An 18,670-nucleotide genomic window follows, 5' to 3' on the forward strand; every position below is an offset into this window, starting at 1 on the left:
TTGGAACACTTAGAAGAACTTTGGGCTAAAGTTCTCTCTGAAGTAGAAAAGAAAACATCTAAACCAAGTTTTGAAACTTGGCTGAAGTCGACCAAACTACTTTCATATAAAGGAGAAACTGTTACGATAGCTGCACCTAACTCATTTGCTAGAGATTGGTTAGAAAATCATTATGTTCACCTAATAGCTGGCATATTAACCGAGTTAACTGGAAACGAACTATTAATATCTTTCGTTGTGCCGAAAAATCTAGACATGGATGATTTCGACATGCCTAAACCAAAAATCTCTGCAAATAATGGAGATCAACCAGATTTTTCACCAGGAATGTTAAATTCCAAGAATACATTTGACACGTTTGTCATTGGATCTGGGAATCGCTTCGCCCATGCAGCCTCTTTAGCTGTTGCCGAGGCCCCTGCTAAAGCTTACAATCCACTTTTCATATATGGAGGAGTTGGACTAGGAAAAACCCACTTAATGCATGCGATTGGTCATTATGTACAAGAACACAATCCAAATGCTAAAGTGGTTTATTTATCTTCTGAAAAGTTTACAAATGAGTTTATAAACTCTATAAGAGATAATAAAGCAGTCAATTTCCGCAATAAGTATAGAAATGTAGATGTGTTATTAATAGATGATATTCAGTTCCTTGCAGGAAAAGAATCAACTCAAGAAGAATTTTTTCATACATTTAATGCTCTGCATGAAGAATCTAAGCAAATTGTCATTTCAAGTGACCGTCCGCCAAAAGAAATTCCTACTTTAGAGGATCGTTTGCGTTCTCGCTTTGAATGGGGATTAATCACGGATATTGCACCACCAGATTTAGAAACTCGTATTGCTATTTTACGCAAAAAAGCTCGTGCTGATGGATTAGATATCTCAGATGACGTGATGGCATATATAGCAAACCAAATAGACTCTAATATTCGTGAGTTAGAAGGTGCTCTCATCCGAGTAGTAGCCTATTCTTCTCTTATAAATAAGGATATTAATATCGACTTGGCAGCAGAAGCTCTTAAAGATATCTTGCCCAATGCTCGTCCAAGAATTATCACGATTTTAGATATTCAAAAGGTTGTTGGGGAGCATTTTCATATTAGATTAGAAGATTTTGTTGCAAAAAAACGTACAAAGTCCATAGCATTCCCACGCCAAGTAGCTATGTATCTTTCACGAGAGCTGACTGATTTTTCGTTGCCTAAAATTGGAGAAGAATTTGGTGGACGTGATCATACGACCGTTATTCATGCACACGAAAAAATATCCAGAATGCTAAAAGATGATGCAAATCTTCAAGACGATGTAAAACAAATCAAATCTATTTTAGGTAGGTAAAAAAGATTTTGTGGATAAATGCATAGTTTACTAGATTACTTAGACACAACTTATGCACATATGGACAAGTAGGTATACGTTAAGAAAAAGATACTTATCAACATATCCACAAGCCCTAGTACTATATCTATTATTCTTTTAAATAAATATAATTATATAAGTGAGGTATAAAAATGAAATTCGAAGTAATGAGAGATAGTTTATTAGAGGGATTAAGCGATGTTATAAAAGCAGTAAGTTCCAAAACAACAATTCCAATTCTGACTGGATTGAAATTAGAAATTACTAATAAAGGACTTTATATTACTGGTAGTGATTCAGATATTACTATTCAAACTTTTATACCTGTTGAAAAAAATGGTGAACAAGTTATTAGTATTACAGAACCTGGCTCTATCGTCCTACAAGCAAGAGTATTCAATGAAATTGTACGGAAGTTGCCTACCAATAATGTAGAAATTGAAGTTACCAATCAGTTTCAAACACATATTAGATCAGGAAAATCAGAATTTAATCTTATTGGATTAGATGCATCGGAATATCCAATGCTTCCTGAAATAGAGGAAGAAAGACAATTCTTCATTCCATCTGATTTACTTAAGTCAATTATTAAAGAAACAGTATTTGCAGTATCGACTTCAGAAAGTCGTCCAGTCCTTACTGGTGTCAATTGGCAAGTTAAGGATGGGGAACTTCACTGTATAGCTACTGATAGTCATAGATTAGCTAAGAGAAAAACAGCTATTAAAGATTTACCAGAGGAAGAATATAGTATCGTTATTCCTGGGAAAAGCTTAAATGAATTAAATAAAATTTTAGAGGAAACATCATCAGAAGTTGCGATTGTGATGACTCAACAACAAGTTTTATTTAAAACAGGAAACGTGCTATTTTACTCTCGATTATTAGAAGGTAATTATCCGGATACTTCAAGATTAATCCCAAATGAAAGTAAAACAACTATCTTGGTTAACAGTAAATCTTTATTGCAAGCAATTGATAGAGCTTCTTTACTTGCACGTGAGGAAAGAAACAATGTTGTTCGTTTTTCCACTTTAGGAAATGGATTTATAGAAGTTTCTTCTAACTCACCAGAAATAGGTAATGTCGAAGAACAAATTCAAGCTGAAGAAATAGATGGCGAAGAATTAAAGATTTCATTTAGCGCCAAATATATGATGGATGCTTTAAAAGCTATTGATGGTCAAGATGTTAAGATCTTATTCACAGGGGCTATGAGACCATTTATATTGAAATCTGTGCATGATGATTCCATACTACAACTAATTTTGCCAGTTAGAACTTACTAATATTCATGAGGTAGTCACATTTGTGGCTACCTTTTTTTTTAGGGATTTTTTCCTTACATATTGTCCGCGTTGGTTGCGTAGATGCTTGAGTTACTTCCAGATATCGATAAAAGCTAAGGCGGCCTTTTCCTAGAATTCTTCCAGCAATTGATACGCTGATAAGCTCAACGAGGAAGACCATTGTCGGAGCATATATAGGGGCTCACGCTTTTCTTTGCTTATTTCGGTATTTGAGGTAAAATGAAGGGATAATGAAAATGAGAAGAGGTTGAGTTATTGATGGAAGAAATTCGATTTGACTCAGAATATATAACACTTGGGCAATTATTAAAAATGACAGATACAATTAGCTCTGGCGGAATGGCCAAATGGTTTTTAAGTGAGCATGAAGTATTTGTTAACGGAGAAGTAGATCAACGAAGAGGTCGTAAATTACGTCATAATGACGTCGTAAATATTCCGGAAGTAGGAAGATATAAATTGGTTGGACCTGAGAACGGGGCTTGACATGTATATTGAACGTTTAGAGTTAAAAGATTTCCGTAATTATGATTCAATTGAAATGAATTTTTCCTCTAAGATCAATGTATTAATAGGTGAAAATGCGCAAGGTAAAACAAATTTGATGGAGTCTCTCTATGTATTATCCATGGCCAAGTCTCATAGGACCTCAAACGATAAAGAATTGATACGTTGGGACGCAGACTATGGTAAAATAAAAGGGGATATTCAAAAAAAATATGGACACTTACCTTTGGAATTAATTCTTTCCAAAAAAGGGAAAAAGGCCAAGGTAAACCATTTAGAACAAACACGGTTAAGCGATTATATAGGTCAGCTTAATGTCGTAATGTTTGCTCCAGAAGATTTATATTTAGTAAAAGGTAGTCCACAAGTGAGAAGACGATTTCTTGATATGGAAATCGGTCAAATTTCCCCTATTTATTTACATGATTTACTTCAATTCCAAAAAATAATGAAACAGCGAAATCATATTTTAAAACAACATCAAGGGAAGTCTATGTTAAATGATGTGATGTTCGATGTTTATACAGAACAATATATAGAATCCGCTGTAAAAGTGATTCAAAAGAGATTTCACTTTATGCAATTGCTGCAACAGTGGGCAGAACCCATTCACTTTGGGATTTCTAGAGGTTTAGAAAAATTGCGAATTACCTATAACTCTTCAACTGGGATTCAACCAGAATGGTCAACAAATGAAATGAAAAATCATCTCGAAAAAAAAATAGCAGAAAGTCAGAGTAGAGAACTTTACCGTGGTGTATCTTTAATCGGACCACATCGTGATGATTTACAATTTTTTGTAAATGACTATGACGTTCAAACTTATGGGTCTCAAGGACAGCAGCGAACAACAGCATTATCTTTGAAACTTGCTGAAATTGAATTAATAAAACAGGAGGTTGGTGAATCTCCTGTTTTATTACTGGATGATGTTCTATCCGAACTAGATGATTACCGACAATCTCATTTGTTGAATACAATTCAAGGAGATGTACAAACATTTGTAACGACTACAAGTGTAGAAGGAATTGCACATGAAACGATTCAGCAGGCCGAGTTGTTTCATGTGGAACAAGGGACAATAGTAGACCCGTAAAAATTAGTGACGAATATAAATGGTAAACAAAACAATTATTAAATGATTCACCATTATTGAAGGAATGAAAGAGTGGGTGAGCAAGTTGGCTATGGAAGAAAAAGACCTAGAGCAATCTTATGATGCTGATCAGATACAAGTATTAGAAGGATTAGAAGCTGTTCGAAAGCGTCCAGGAATGTATATTGGTACAACAAGTTCAAGAGGGCTTCATCATCTTGTTTGGGAAATTGTTGATAATAGTATTGATGAAGCATTAGCAGGACACTGTGATCATATTATTGTCACTATCGAAAAAGATGATTGGATACGAGTAGAAGACAATGGTCGTGGTATACCAGTCGATAATCAAGAAAAAATGGGTAAACCAGCAGTAGAAGTAATTATGACAATTCTACATGCAGGTGGTAAATTTGGCGGTGGCGGATATAAAGTATCCGGAGGACTACATGGTGTAGGTGCCTCAGTAGTAAACGCCCTATCCGAATATACAGAAGTATATGTTAAACGTGATGAAAAAATTCATCTTATCAAATTTGAACGTGGAGCAGTTTCCGCTCCTTTAGAAGTTATTGGAGAAACAGATGTTACTGGAACAACTACAAGATTCAAAGCTGATAGCGAGATATTCACAGAAACTACAGTATATGAATACGAGATACTTGAACATCGTGTTCGTGAACTTGCGTATTTAAACCGTGGGTTGTCTATAACACTTGCTGATGAAAGAGAAGGAAAAGAAAAAACGATTAAGTATTACTACGAGGGTGGTATTAAATCATACGTAGAAGATTTGAACGAGTCCAAAGAACCTATAACAGAAGAGGCTATCTTCGTTGAAGGGGAAAAGGATGGAATCTCTGTAGAAATTGCAATGCAATACAATTCAGGATACTCTTCTAACATTTTATCTTTTGCTAATAACATAAGTACCTACGAAGGTGGTACGCATGAATCAGGCTTCAAAACAGCATTAACTCGTGTAATTAATGACTATGCAAGAAAAAACGGTTTGTTAAAAGAGGCAGACACCAACTTATCAGGGGATGATGTGAGAGAAGGCTTAACTGCAATTGTTTCTATCAAACATCCAAACCCTCAATTTGAAGGACAAACAAAAACAAAGTTAGGTAACTCCGAAGTAAGTACTATTACTAATAGTCTTTTCTCCGAAGGATTTGATCGATTTTTATTAGAAAATCCTCAAATTTCAAGAAAAGTAGTGGAAAAAGGCTTGATGGCTGCTAGAGCTCGGGTAGCTGCTAAGAAAGCTCGTGAATTTACACGTCGAAAATCTGCATTAGAGGTTTCTAGCTTACCAGGTAAGTTAGCAGACTGTTCTTCTCGTGTTCCCGCAGAAAGTGAACTATATATCGTAGAGGGTGACTCTGCCGGTGGTTCTGCTAAATCTGGTCGAGATCGTCATTTCCAAGCAATATTACCTTTACGTGGGAAAATCCTGAACGTGGAAAAAGCACGTTTAGATAGAATTTTAGGAAATGCTGAGATTCGCGCAATGATCACTGCACTTGGAACTGGTATTGGAGAAGAGTTTACATTAGAAAAAGCTCGTTACCATAAAATTATTATTATGACAGATGCTGACGTAGATGGAGCACATATTCGGACATTGTTACTTACTTTCTTCTTCCGTTTCATGAGACCATTAATAGAAGCTGGCTATGTATATGCAGCCCAACCACCATTGTATCAAGTGAAACAAGGAAAGCATGTAGAGTATTGTTACAACGATGAACAATTAAAAGAAATATTAGATCGTTTACCTAAAACCTCAAAACCAAATATTCAACGTTATAAAGGGTTAGGAGAAATGGATGCAGATCAACTTTGGGATACTACTATGGATCCTGAAGAACGTACATTACTACAAGTAAATTTAGATAATGCAATGGAAGCAGATAAAGTCTTTGAACAATTAATGGGCGAAGAAGTAGAACCAAGACGTCTTTTTATTGAAGAGAATGCTGTATACGTGAAAAACTTAGATATATAAGAAAGTGTGTGACTGGAGGTCTTTAGGATGTCAGAAATACCGAATAAAGGCGTTAAAGGGATTAATATTAGTACAGAAATGAGAACCTCATTTCTAGACTATGCAATGAGTGTTATTGTATCCCGTGCCTTACCAGACGTTCGTGACGGGCTAAAACCTGTACATCGTCGAATTTTATATGGTATGCAAGAGTTGGGGAATACGCCTGATAAACCTCATAAGAAATCGGCTCGTATTGTAGGAGACGTAATGGGGAAATATCATCCACATGGTGACTCATCTATTTATGATGCAATGGTCCGTATGGCGCAAGATTTTAGTTATCGTTATATGCTAGTAGATGGTCATGGAAACTTTGGTTCTGTAGATGGTGACGGAGCAGCGGCCATGCGTTATACAGAATCACGTATGTCTAAAATTGCTTTAGAGTTATTGCGAGATATCAATAAAAACACCATCGATTATAAAGATAACTATGACGGACAAGAAAAAGAACCAGTTGTATTACCTAGTAGATATCCTAACTTACTTGTAAACGGTGCTTCTGGAATTGCTGTTGGGATGGCTACGAACATTCCATCACATAATCTAGGAGAAGTAATTGACGGAGTGTTAGCTCTAGCTGAAAATCCTGCTATTACGATTGAAGAGTTAATGTCGATTATACCTGGACCAGATTTTCCAACGGGTGGTATTATTTTAGGCCGCAGCGGAATTCGTCGAGCTTATGAAACAGGTAGAGGCTCTATATTAATCCGTGCAAAAGTGGAAATTGAAGTAAAATCAAGTGGTAAAGAAGTTATTCTTGTTAAGGAATTACCATATCAAGTAAACAAAGCTCGTTTAATAGAAAAAATCGCAGAATTAGTACGCGATAAAAAAATTGATGGAATTACGCATTTAGCAGATGAATCTGATCGTAATGGAATGCGAATTGTCATTGAAGTACGGAAGGATGCAAATTCTCACGTATTATTAAATAACTTATATAAACAAACTGCATTACAGTCAAGCTTTGGCGTTAATATGCTTGCATTAGTAGATAACCAACCAAAAGTTTTGAATATAAAAGAAATGCTTTATCATTACTTAGAACATCAAAAAGTAGTAATACGTCGTCGCACACAGTTTGAACTGAACAAGGCTCAAGATCGAGCACATATTTTAGAGGGACTTCGAATTGCTTTAGACCATATCGACGAAATTATTAAGTTAATCCGTGCTTCACAAACAGGCGAAGAAGCCAAAAATGGATTGATAGAGACTTTCAATTTATCAGAAAGACAAGCACAAGCTATATTAGATATGCGTTTACAACGTTTAACTGGTTTAGAACGTGATAAAATTGAAGAAGAATATAAAAACTTAATGACACTAATTGAAGAACTAAAATTCATTTTGGCAAATGAGTATCGTGTAGTGGAAATAATTAAAGAAGAAATCTCTGAGATTAGAGATCGCTACGCAGACAAACGCCGAACTGAAATTGTTGCTGGAGGAGCAGAAGTTTTAGAGGATGAAGATTTAATCCCTGTAGAAAATTCTGTGCTTACTTTAACAAACAAAGGATATATTAAACGACTACCTGCTAATACGTATAAGAGCCAAAAAAGAGGTGGACGTGGTGTACAAGGAATGGGTACAAATGAAGATGACTTTGTAGAACATTTATTGTACACATCAACACATGACACAATTCTCTTCTTTACAAACAAAGGGAAAGTTTATCGAGCTCGAGGATTTGAAATTCCAGAATACGGTCGTACAGCTAAAGGCTTGCCAATTATAAACCTATTAGGTGTAGAAAAAGACGAACAGGTTACTGCTATGATTCCAATGGCATCATTTGAAGAGGAAAATTACTTTATCTTCACAACGAAGTATGGGATAACAAAACGTTCTCCTGTTACTGGATTTGCACATATTCGTGCAAATGGATTGATTGCTATTTCATTGCGTGAGGAAGATGAACTTATTGCTGTACGCTTAACTAATGGTGAGAAACAAATCATTATTGGGACAAGACAAGGTAAATTAGTTCGATTCGAAGAAACCGATATACGTTCGATGGGTAGAACTGCCGGAGGAGTAAGAGGGATTCGTCTGAAAGACGATGACTATGTAGTTGGTATGGAAATTATCGAACCTGAGCAAGAGATTTTAGTTGTTACAGAAAATGGATACGGCAAACGAACTCCAGAGTCGGAATATCGCCTGCAAAGTCGCGGTGGTATGGGTGTTAAAACTTGCCAAATCACCGACAAAAATGGTCCTTTATCAGCTGTTAAGGCGGTTAACGGAACAGAAGACTTAATGCTAATTACGATTAATGGAATGCTTATCCGTATGGATGTAAAAGACATTTCTAAAACAGGCCGTAGTACACAGGGCGTTCGCTTAATGAGGTTATCAGGAGATGAATTAATTTCTACTGTAGCTAAAGTTGAAAAAGAAGATGATGACGAAGATATTTTAGAAAATTTAGAAGAAGATTCTACATTGGAAGAAATTGAAACACCATCAACGGAAGAACAATCTGAATAAAAAGTAAAAACACACCCTTAAATAATTTTATTTAAGGGTGTGTTTTTGTATCTAGTTTAAATTCCATATACTTTCATGATGAATATTTAGTATAATAAATGAAATATTAGGAAAGAAGGAATACTTTATGAACCAAAGCCTCATTAACTTAGAGGAATTAAAATTAGGTACGATAATTGCAGAAGATATATTAGTAAACACTAATTCACCTATCATTCATAAAGAGGCAAAGGTAACTAGAGAACTTATTCAAGTGTTGCGAGCTTTTAATATAACTAAAGTACCCGTTGTTCTAGAAAATGTTTTTAATAGATCAGATGAAGAGATTAAAAAGTTAAATGAGGATAGAGTAGAATCTCTTCCAATAGATGAAAAACCGATAGTGACTACGAGTTTTGTTCAATTATATAAAGATGCTGTAGATAGCTTCTATAAAGAATTCATGGGCTGGGAATCAGGCATGAAAGTAGATGTAGCAAAACTAAGGAACATTATTATGCCTTTAGTTGAAAAAGCAATGGTAGAAAAACAAGTATTTTCTCTCTTAAATATGTATTCTAAAATGGATAAATATATAGCACATCATTCTATAGCAGTTGGAATTATTTCAGGAGCAATAGCGAAAAAGTTGAATTACTCTTCTGGTCAAATAACGCAAATGGCTACGGCCGGTCTAATGGCTGATATAGGTATGGCAAAAGTAGATTCCAAAATAAGAGATAAAAAGTCTGCCCTAACTGAATTCGACTTTTCGGAGATAAAAAAACATACCATTTATAGTTTTCAAATGATAAAAGATAGTCCTTTATTAAAACCTGAAATGAAGTTAGCAATTTTCCAACATCATGAACGTTTAGACGGAAGTGGATATCCGAAAAGTGATAAATTGGATAATGTTTCTGTTTACTCACAAATAATAGCAGTAGCTGATGTCTATCATGCGATGACTTCAGAACGAGTTTACCGTGCCAAGAGTTCCTCTTTTAAAGTATTAGAAATGATTCGGGAAGAAGGATTTGGAAAGTATAATATAGAAGTCGTAAACAAATTAATAGAATTAGTAGGGTCTTTACCAATTTCAACGCGGGTTCTTCTATCAAATGGAGAAAAAGGAGAAGTAATTTTCTTACATAGAGATTCTCCTATGCGCCCAATGATTCGATTATCTGATAGTGGGCAAATAATAGATTTAGCTGCTAAAAGAACTCTTCATATAGAAAGTGTTATTAGTTAAAGTAACCTAAACTCTTTCTTCTTTTGTTAGGAGAGGAAAGAGTTTAATATTATTTTACAATAAAGTGTTGACATACTTCCGAAAGCTTGATATTATATAGAAGTCGCCAAAACGACATTACAACAACATGAACATTGAAAACTGAACATGCAAAACGTTAAGAAACATAGCTTTCAACTAACTTGTTAGGATGATAGCAAAACAATTTTGGACATCATTTAATGATGATGCCAGCAAAACAAAATGAGCTTTTAAACTAGTTCTAATTTGTTCGCTTTCAATGTGCTCTGCATACTGGAAGTGAACTATTATGGAGAGTTTGATCCTGGCTCAGGACGAACGCTGGCGGCATGCCTAATACATGCAAGTCGAGCGAATGACGAAGAAGCTTGCTTCTTCTGATTTAGCGGCGGACGGGTGAGTAACACGTGGGCAACCTGCCCTGTAGATTGGGATAACTCCGGGAAACCGGGGCTAATACCGAATAATCCATTTCCTCACATGGGGAGATGTTAAAAGACGGTTTCGGCTGTCACTACAGGATGGGCCCGCGGCGCATTAGCTAGTTGGTGAGGTAACGGCTCACCAAGGCGACGATGCGTAGCCGACCTGAGAGGGTGATCGGCCACACTGGGACTGAGACACGGCCCAGACTCCTACGGGAGGCAGCAGTAGGGAATCTTCCACAATGGACGAAAGTCTGATGGAGCAATGCCGCGTGAGTGAAGAAGGTTTTCGGATCGTAAAACTCTGTTGTGAGGGAAGAACAAGTACGAGAGTAACTGCTCGTACCTTGACGGTACCTCATTAGAAAGCCACGGCTAACTACGTGCCAGCAGCCGCGGTAATACGTAGGTGGCAAGCGTTGTCCGGAATTATTGGGCGTAAAGCGCGCGCAGGCGGTCCTTTAAGTCTGATGTGAAATCCCACGGCTCAACCGTGGAAGGTCATTGGAAACTGGGGGACTTGAGTACAGAAGAGGAAAGCGGAATTCCAAGTGTAGCGGTGAAATGCGTAGAGATTTGGAGGAACACCAGTGGCGAAGGCGGCTTTCTGGTCTGTAACTGACGCTGAGGCGCGAAAGCGTGGGGAGCAAACAGGATTAGATACCCTGGTAGTCCACGCCGTAAACGATGAGTGCTAAGTGTTAGGGGGTTTCCGCCCCTTAGTGCTGCAGCTAACGCATTAAGCACTCCGCCTGGGGAGTACGGTCGCAAGACTGAAACTCAAAGGAATTGACGGGGGCCCGCACAAGCGGTGGAGCATGTGGTTTAATTCGAAGCAACGCGAAGAACCTTACCAGGTCTTGACATCCCGCTGACCGGCCTAGAGATAGGCTTTTCCCTTCGGGGACAGCGGTGACAGGTGGTGCATGGTTGTCGTCAGCTCGTGTCGTGAGATGTTGGGTTAAGTCCCGCAACGAGCGCAACCCTTGATCTTAGTTGCCAGCATTTAGTTGGGCACTCTAAGGTGACTGCCGGTGATAAACCGGAGGAAGGTGGGGATGACGTCAAATCATCATGCCCCTTATGACCTGGGCTACACACGTGCTACAATGGACGGTACAGAGGGTCGCAACCCCGCGAGGGTGAGCAAATCCCATAAAACCGTTCTCAGTTCGGATTGTAGGCTGCAACTCGCCTACATGAAGCCGGAATCGCTAGTAATCGTGGATCAGCATGCCACGGTGAATACGTTCCCGGGCCTTGTACACACCGCCCGTCACACCACGAGAGTTTGTAACACCCGAAGTCGGTGGGGTAACCCTTACGGGAGCCAGCCGCCGAAGGTGGGACAGATGATTGGGGTGAAGTCGTAACAAGGTAGCCGTATCGGAAGGTGCGGCTGGATCACCTCCTTTCTAAGGATAATATCGGAATACGAATTTTTATTCGTATCTTAACGTTTTGCAGTTCAGTTTTGAATGTTCATTTTATATGAAGATTCAACTCTTGTTCTTTGAAAACTGGATAAAACGACATTGAAACAATAAACAACAAGAAATTCTGTTGTGATTATTTACGTAATCACGACGTGTAAGACTTTTTAACTTTTAGGTTAAGTTAATAAGGGCGCACGGTGAATGCCTTGGCACTAGGAGTCGACGAAGGACGGCACTAACACCGATATGCTTCGGGGAGCTGTAAGTGAGCTTTGATCCGGAGATTTCCGAATGGGGAAACCCACTGTTCGTAATGGAGCAGTACATTTGCGTGAATACATAGCGCATCTGAGACACACCCAGGGAACTGAAACATCTAAGTACCTGGAGGAAGAGAAAGAAAATTCGATTCCCTGAGTAGCGGCGAGCGAAACGGGAATAGCCCAAACCAAAAGGCTTGCCTTTTGGGGTTGTAGGACACTCTACATAGAGTTACAAAGGAATGAGTTAGACGAAGCGATCTGGAAAGGTCCGCAGGATAGGGTAAAAGCCCCGTAGTCTAAAATTCATTCTCTCTTGAGTGTATCCTGAGTACGGCGGAACACGTGAAATTCCGTCGGAATCTGGGAGGACCATCTCCCAAGGCTAAATACTACCTAGTGACCGATAGTGAACCAGTACCGTGAGGGAAAGGTGAAAAGCACCCCGGAAGGGGAGTGAAATAGATCCTGAAACCGTGTGCCTACAAGTAGTTAGAGCCCGTTAATGGGTGATAGCGTGCCTTTTGTAGAATGAACCGGCGAGTTACGATCCCATGCAAGGTTAAGTCGAGAAGACGGAGCCGCAGCGAAAGCGAGTCTGAATAGGGCGAATGAGTATGTGGTCGTAGACCCGAAACCAGGTGATCTACCCATGTCCAGGATGAAGGTAAGGTAACACTTACTGGAGGTCCGAACCCACGCACGTTGAAAAGTGCGGGGATGAGGTGTGGGTAGCGGAGAAATTCCAATCGAACCTGGAGATAGCTGGTTCTCTCCGAAATAGCTTTAGGGCTAGCCTCAAACGTTAGAATCTTGGAGGTAGAGCACTGTTTGGACTAGGGGCCCATCCCGGGTTACCGAATTCAGACAAACTCCGAATGCCAATGATTTATGTTTGGGAGTCAGACTGCGAGTGATAAGATCCGTAGTCAAGAGGGAAACAGCCCAGACCACCAGCTAAGGTCCCAAAGTATTTGTTAAGTGGAAAAGGATGTGGCGTTGCTTAGACAACCAGGATGTTGGCTTAGAAGCAGCCATCATTTAAAGAGTGCGTAATAGCTCACTGGTCGAGTGACGCTGCGCCGAAAATGTATCGGGGCTAAACAAATCACCGAAGCTGTGGATTGATACCTTTGGTATCAGTGGTAGGAGAGCGTTCTAAGGGCGTTGAAGTCAGACCGGAAGGACTGGTGGAGCGCTTAGAAGTGAGAATGCCGGTATGAGTAGCGAAAGACGGGTGAGAATCCCGTCCACCGTATGACTAAGGTTTCCTGAGGAAGGCTCGTCCGCTCAGGGTTAGTCGGGACCTAAGCCGAGGCCGATAGGCGTAGGCGATGGATAACAGGTTGATATTCCTGTACCACCAAACCACCGTTTGAGTAATGGGGGGACGCAGAAGGATAGGGTAAGCATGCTGTTGGTTATGCATGTCCAAGCAGTAAGGTGTGAATGTAGGCAAATCCGCATTCTTTAACATTGAGCTGTGATGGCGAGGACGTATGTCTAGAGTTCCTGATTTCACACTGCCAAGAAAAGCCTCTAGCGAGGTGAAAGGTGCCCGTACCGCAAACCGACACAGGTAGTCGAGGAGAGAATCCTAAGGTGAGCGAGAGAACTCTCGTTAAGGAACTCGGCAAAATGACCCCGTAACTTCGGGAGAAGGGGTGCTCTTTTGGGTTCATAGCCTAGAAGAGCCGCAGTGAATAGGCCCAGGCGACTGTTTAGCAAAAACACAGGTCTATGCAAAACCGTAAGGTGAAGTATATGGGCTGACGCCTGCCCGGTGCTGGAAGGTTAAGAGGAGTGCTTAGCGCAAGCGAAGGTGCGAATTGAAGCCCCAGTAAACGGCGGCCGTAACTATAACGGTCCTAAGGTAGCGAAATTCCTTGTCGGGTAAGTTCCGACCCGCACGAAAGGCGTAACGATCTGGGCACTGTCTCAACGAGAGACTCGGTGAAATTATAGTACCTGTGAAGATGCAGGTTACCCGCGACAGGACGGAAAGACCCCGTGGAGCTTTACTATAGCTTGATATTGAATTTTGGTGCAACTTGTACAGGATAGGCAGGAGCCTTAGAGCCCGGAGCGCCAGCTTCGGAGGAGGCGTCGGTGGGATACTGCCCTGGTTGTATTGAAATTCTAACCCATACCCGTAACCCGGGTAGGAGACAGTGTCAGGCGGGTAGTTTGACTGGGGCGGTCGCCTCCTAAAGTGTAACGGAGGCGCCCAAAGGTTCCCTCAGAATGGTTGGAAATCATTCGAAGAGTGTAAAGGCAGAAGGGAGCTTGACTGCGAGACCTACAAGTCGAGCAGGGTCGAAAGACGGGCTTAGTGATCCGGTGGTTCCGCATGGAAGGGCCATCGCTCAACGGATAAAAGCTACCCCGGGGATAACAGGCTTATCTCCCCCAAGAGTCCACATCGACGGGGAGGTTTGGCACCTCGATGTCGGCTCATCGCATCCTGGGGCTGTAGTCGGTCCCAAGGGTTGGGCTGTTCGCCCATTAAAGCGGTACGCGAGCTGGGTTCAGAACGTCGTGAGACAGTTCGGTCCCTATCCGTCGTGGGCGTAGGAAATTTGAGAGGAGCTGTCCTTAGTACGAGAGGACCGGGATGGACACACCGCTGGTGTACCAGTTGTTCTGCCAAGAGCATCGCTGGGTAGCTATGTGTGGACGGGATAAGTGCTGAAAGCATCTAAGCACGAAGCCCCCCTCAAGATGAGATTTCCCATTACGCAAGTAAGTAAGATCCCTCAAAGACGATGAGGTAGATAGGTTCGGGGTGGAAGCGTGGCGACACGTGCAGCTGACGAATACTAATCGATCGAGGACTTAACCAAATTTTGTTTAACGTAACAATGTCGTTTATCCAGTTTTGAGTGAACAAGCACTCTATTTTACATGAGGGTTTCAAGATACAAGCAGTGCTAGGAATCAAGTGAGAGAAGGAAGGAACGTACTAACGTACGTGACTGACAGATCGAATGAAGTTGACAACGCAATGCGCCGTATATTGGAAGCCGAATAAGTCTAGTGATGATGGCGAAGAGGTCACACCCGTTCCCATACCGAACACGGAAGTTAAGCTCTTCAGCGCCGATGGTAGTTGGGGGTTTCCCCCTGTGAGAGTAGGACGTCGCTGGGCACCAAAAAGAAGTCGTTACCGAGTAAAATCGGTAACGACTTCTTTTTATTCTATCCAATACTAAAAAAACTTGATCCTCCGCAGATAGAATAATCTCTTAAAGTATATACCTATCGATAAAATGAAAATTCCACTAAATTTAACATCTATAAAGCACCCCATTTGATCTGGTTAAAATAAGTAGTCTTATATAATTGCTCAAACATTAATTATATTTCTACTTTATATATACATAGTTGATTTAAATAATATAGAAAGAAAAATCCGAATAAACATATTATTTGCGGATTCTTGACACTTACAAGAAGCGCTGATAACCTTGTAATAATATTCATTTAACGAGGAGGAATTTTGAAAAATGTGGGAGTCTAAATTTCAAAAAGAAGGATTAACATTTGATGATGTTTTATTAGTTCCAGCTCAATCGGAAGTTTTACCAAAAGATATCAATTTATCTGTGCAATTAACGGATAAAATTAAATTAAATATACCAATGATTAGTGCAGGAATGGACACAGTAACAGAAGCTAAAATGGCAATAGCAATGGCACGTCAGGGCGGACTTGGAATTATTCATAAAAATATGAGTATTGAAGAACAATCTGAACAAGTACTAACAGTTAAACGTTCAGAAAATGGAGTTATTACAGATCCTTTCTTTTTAACTCCAACTCATCAAGTATATGATGCAGAGCATTTGATGGGGAAATATAGAATTTCCGGTGTCCCTATTGTAAATAATGAAGAAGATTTACAATTAGTCGGCATTATCACCAACCGTGATTTACGTTTTATTCAAGATTACTCTTTAAAAATTGATGATGTAATGACAAAGGAACAACTAGTTACAGCTTCTGTTGGAACCACTCTTGAGGATGCAGAGAAAATTCTTCAACAATATAAAATTGAAAAGTTACCTATCGTTGATGAAAATGGAAAACTAAAAGGATTAATCACTATTAAAGATATTGAAAAAGTGATTGAATTTCCTAATGCTGCAAAGGATCATCATGGACGCTTGTTAGTTGGCGCTGCAGTAGGTGTTACAAAAGATACGATGCTTAGAGTGCAAAAACTTGTAGAAGCACAAGTAGATGTGATTGTTATTGATACAGCACATGGTCATTCTCAAGGGGTTATGGATACGGTAAAAGAAATTCGCAACACTTATCCAGATTTAGATATCGTAGCTGGAAACGTTGCTACTGGTGAAGCAACTAAGGCTTTATTTGAAGCAGGAGCTGATGTTGTCAAAGTTGGTATCGGCCCTGGTTCTATTTGTACTACTCGTGTTGTAGCGGGTGTTGGGGTTCCTCAAATTACAGCTATATACGATTGTGCTACAGAGGCTCGCAAAGCAGGTAAAACAATAATTGCTGATGGTGGTATTAAGTATTCAGGTGATATTGTAAAAGCTTTAGCTGCTGGTGGACATGTTGTTATGTTAGGAAGTTTACTTGCTGGTACGACAGAGAGTCCTGGAGAAACAGAAATTTTCCAAGGCAGACGTTTTAAAACTTATCGCGGAATGGGATCAATTGCAGCTATGGAAAAAGGCTCAAAAGACCGTTACTTCCAAGAAGATGCTAAAAAATTAGTTCCAGAAGGCATTGAAGGCCGTCTTCCTTATAAAGGACCACTTTCTGATACTGTGCACCAATTACTAGGTGGTGTTCGTGCAGGAATGGGGTATTGTGGAACAGGTACACTTGAAGCGCTAAGAGAGAATGCGCAATTCATCCGCATGACTGGTGCTGGATTACGTGAAAGTCATCCTCATGATGTTCAAATTACGAAAGAAGCTCCAAACTACTCTATATCGTAAGTAATTGCACTGGATAGAAACTTTTGCACCCATTTGTCGTCTTAAACTAGGACGAATGGGTGCTTTTTTGTATACAAGTGTCCTACCTTGCTAAAGTATGATAAAATGAGCAATGATAAAACCAAAAGGTGGAGGTACGATAGTGAAGAAGGTATGGATGACATCAATGATAAAGTGGCTTGTACTTCCGATGTTTCTTGTGTCAGTAGTATGTAGTATGCCTGCTGCTACAAAAGCAGAGGAAAGCTTGAATTTAAATGTAGATGCAGCAATTTTAATCGATGCAGAGACAGGAAAAATTTTATATGAAAAGAATTCTGAGACAGCGCTTGGAATAGCAAGTATGACGAAAATGATGACGGAGTATTTGTTATTTGAAGCAATAGCAGAAGGTAAAGTAACATGGGATCAACAATATAATGTTACTGAATATACATACAAAATCTCTCAGGATCGTCGTTTAAGTAATGTACCACTACGTGAAGATGGTAGCTATTCTATTCAAGAGCTTTATGAAGCAATGGCCATATATTCTGCAAATGCTGCTACTATAGCAATTGCTGAAACAATTGCAGGTACTGAAGATAATTTTATAAAGCTAATGAATGAAAAAGCAGCAGAGATGGGACTAGAAGGATATAAATTCGTCAATTCTTCAGGTCTAAATAATGAAGATTTACAAGGTATGCATCCAGCGAGTACTAATGCTTCTGATGAAAACGTAATGCCTGCCAAATCAGTGGCAATTCTTGCATATTATTTGATGAAAGATTTCCCTGAAGTTTTAGAAACTACAAAGATTCCTAAGAAAATATTCCGTGAAGGAACTTCTGATGCAATAGAGATGAGTAACTGGAACTGGATGTTACCAGGTTTAGTATATGAATATGAAGGCGTAGATGGATTGAAAACCGGAACAACAGAATTTGCAGGTCATTCCTTTACTGCAACTGCTCAAAAGAACGGAATGCGTGTTATTTCTGTCGTAATGAAAGCAGTGGGTGCAGATGGAAAAGGTTCGTACAAAGCACGTTTTGATGCAACAAGAGCTCTATTAGATTATGGGTTCTCCCAGTTTTCTAAAGAAGAGATTGTTCCAGCAGGATTTAAAATTCCAAAACAAGCCACATTAAAAGTAGAAAAAGGGAAAGAGGACACAGTTGCAATTGCTGTGAAGGAACCCATTTCTATGATTATTAAGACAAATGAAAAAGAATTGTACAAGCCTGTATTTACACCAACTAAAGAGACGCTTGAAGCAGCTATTAAAAAAGACACAGTTGTAGGTAAAGTTCACTTAGAGAAATCTGAAGGAACTGACTATGGCTATATAACTGATCAAGCGGCAGAAACAGATGTAGTAACTACTGAAGCGGTAGAACGTTCTAGTTGGATAAGCTTAATGTTCCAAGGGATCGGTAAATTTTTCGGTAATTTATGGAACAGCACAACAGACTTTATAGGTGGATTATTTTAAATAGCAGA

The 18,670-nt window shown here is 39.5% G+C and carries 9 protein-coding genes and 3 rRNA genes; all 12 read left to right on the forward strand.

The annotated features are described in order from the left end of the window. The 12 genes from dnaA (at position 1) to MHI40_RS00060 (ending at position 18,662) form a co-directional block, all read left to right on the forward strand. Positions 1–1,344, forward strand: coding sequence for a chromosomal replication initiator protein DnaA (dnaA, locus tag MHI40_RS00005; RefSeq protein ID WP_093538017.1), 1,344 nt, complete (start codon positions 1–3; stop codon positions 1,342–1,344). Positions 1,345–1,517: 173 nt separating this feature from the next. After that, positions 1,518–2,654 (forward strand): DNA polymerase III subunit beta, encoded by a 1,137-nt coding sequence (gene dnaN, locus MHI40_RS00010; RefSeq protein WP_093538018.1) that lies wholly within the window; start codon positions 1,518–1,520, stop codon positions 2,652–2,654. A 279-nt stretch (positions 2,655–2,933) separates the two neighbouring features. Continuing rightward, a complete protein-coding gene (gene yaaA, locus MHI40_RS00015) occupies positions 2,934–3,161 on the forward strand; it encodes a S4 domain-containing protein YaaA (protein WP_093538030.1) in 228 nt (75 codons plus the stop codon). Position 3,162: 1 nt separating this feature from the next. Continuing rightward, positions 3,163–4,278: a DNA replication/repair protein RecF gene (gene recF / locus MHI40_RS00020; protein ID WP_340761058.1), complete on the forward strand. Its 1,116-nt coding sequence runs from the start codon at positions 3,163–3,165 to the stop codon at positions 4,276–4,278. 91 nt (positions 4,279–4,369) lie between these two features. Continuing rightward, entirely contained in the window at positions 4,370–6,292 is a 1,923-nt protein-coding gene (gyrB, locus tag MHI40_RS00025) for a DNA topoisomerase (ATP-hydrolyzing) subunit B (protein ID WP_175496307.1), read from the forward strand. Between the two features lie 27 nt (positions 6,293–6,319). After that, the gene (gene gyrA / locus MHI40_RS00030) at positions 6,320–8,836 is read left to right on the forward strand and encodes a DNA gyrase subunit A (protein WP_093538021.1); all 2,517 of its coding nucleotides are present in this window, start codon (positions 6,320–6,322) and stop codon (positions 8,834–8,836) included. Positions 8,837–8,963: 127 nt separating this feature from the next. Continuing rightward, positions 8,964–10,070 carry an HD-GYP domain-containing protein gene (locus MHI40_RS00035; RefSeq protein ID WP_340761060.1) on the forward strand — a complete coding sequence of 369 codons (1,107 nt, stop codon included), beginning with the start codon at positions 8,964–8,966 and terminating at the stop codon, positions 10,068–10,070. 307 nt (positions 10,071–10,377) lie between these two features. Then, a 16S ribosomal RNA gene (locus MHI40_RS00040) occupies positions 10,378–11,931 on the forward strand. 195 nt (positions 11,932–12,126) lie between these two features. After that, a 23S ribosomal RNA gene (locus MHI40_RS00045) occupies positions 12,127–15,055 on the forward strand. A gap of 189 nt (positions 15,056–15,244) precedes the next feature. Beyond that, positions 15,245–15,360, forward strand: a 5S ribosomal RNA gene (gene rrf / locus MHI40_RS00050). The 16S, 23S and 5S rRNA genes sit together here, the layout of an rRNA operon. 358 nt (positions 15,361–15,718) lie before the next feature. Then, complete coding sequence (gene guaB / locus MHI40_RS00055; RefSeq protein WP_093538730.1) at positions 15,719–17,185, forward strand: IMP dehydrogenase; 1,467 nt, start codon at positions 15,719–15,721, stop codon at positions 17,183–17,185. A 142-nt stretch (positions 17,186–17,327) separates the two neighbouring features. Continuing rightward, positions 17,328–18,662: a serine hydrolase gene (locus MHI40_RS00060; RefSeq protein ID WP_419957682.1), complete on the forward strand. Its 1,335-nt coding sequence runs from the start codon at positions 17,328–17,330 to the stop codon at positions 18,660–18,662. The last annotated feature ends 8 nt before the right edge of the window (positions 18,663–18,670 follow it).

It is taken from the genome of Psychrobacillus sp. FSL H8-0510, assembly GCF_038008345.1.
Classification (GTDB): domain Bacteria; phylum Bacillota; class Bacilli; order Bacillales_A; family Planococcaceae; genus Psychrobacillus; species Psychrobacillus psychrotolerans.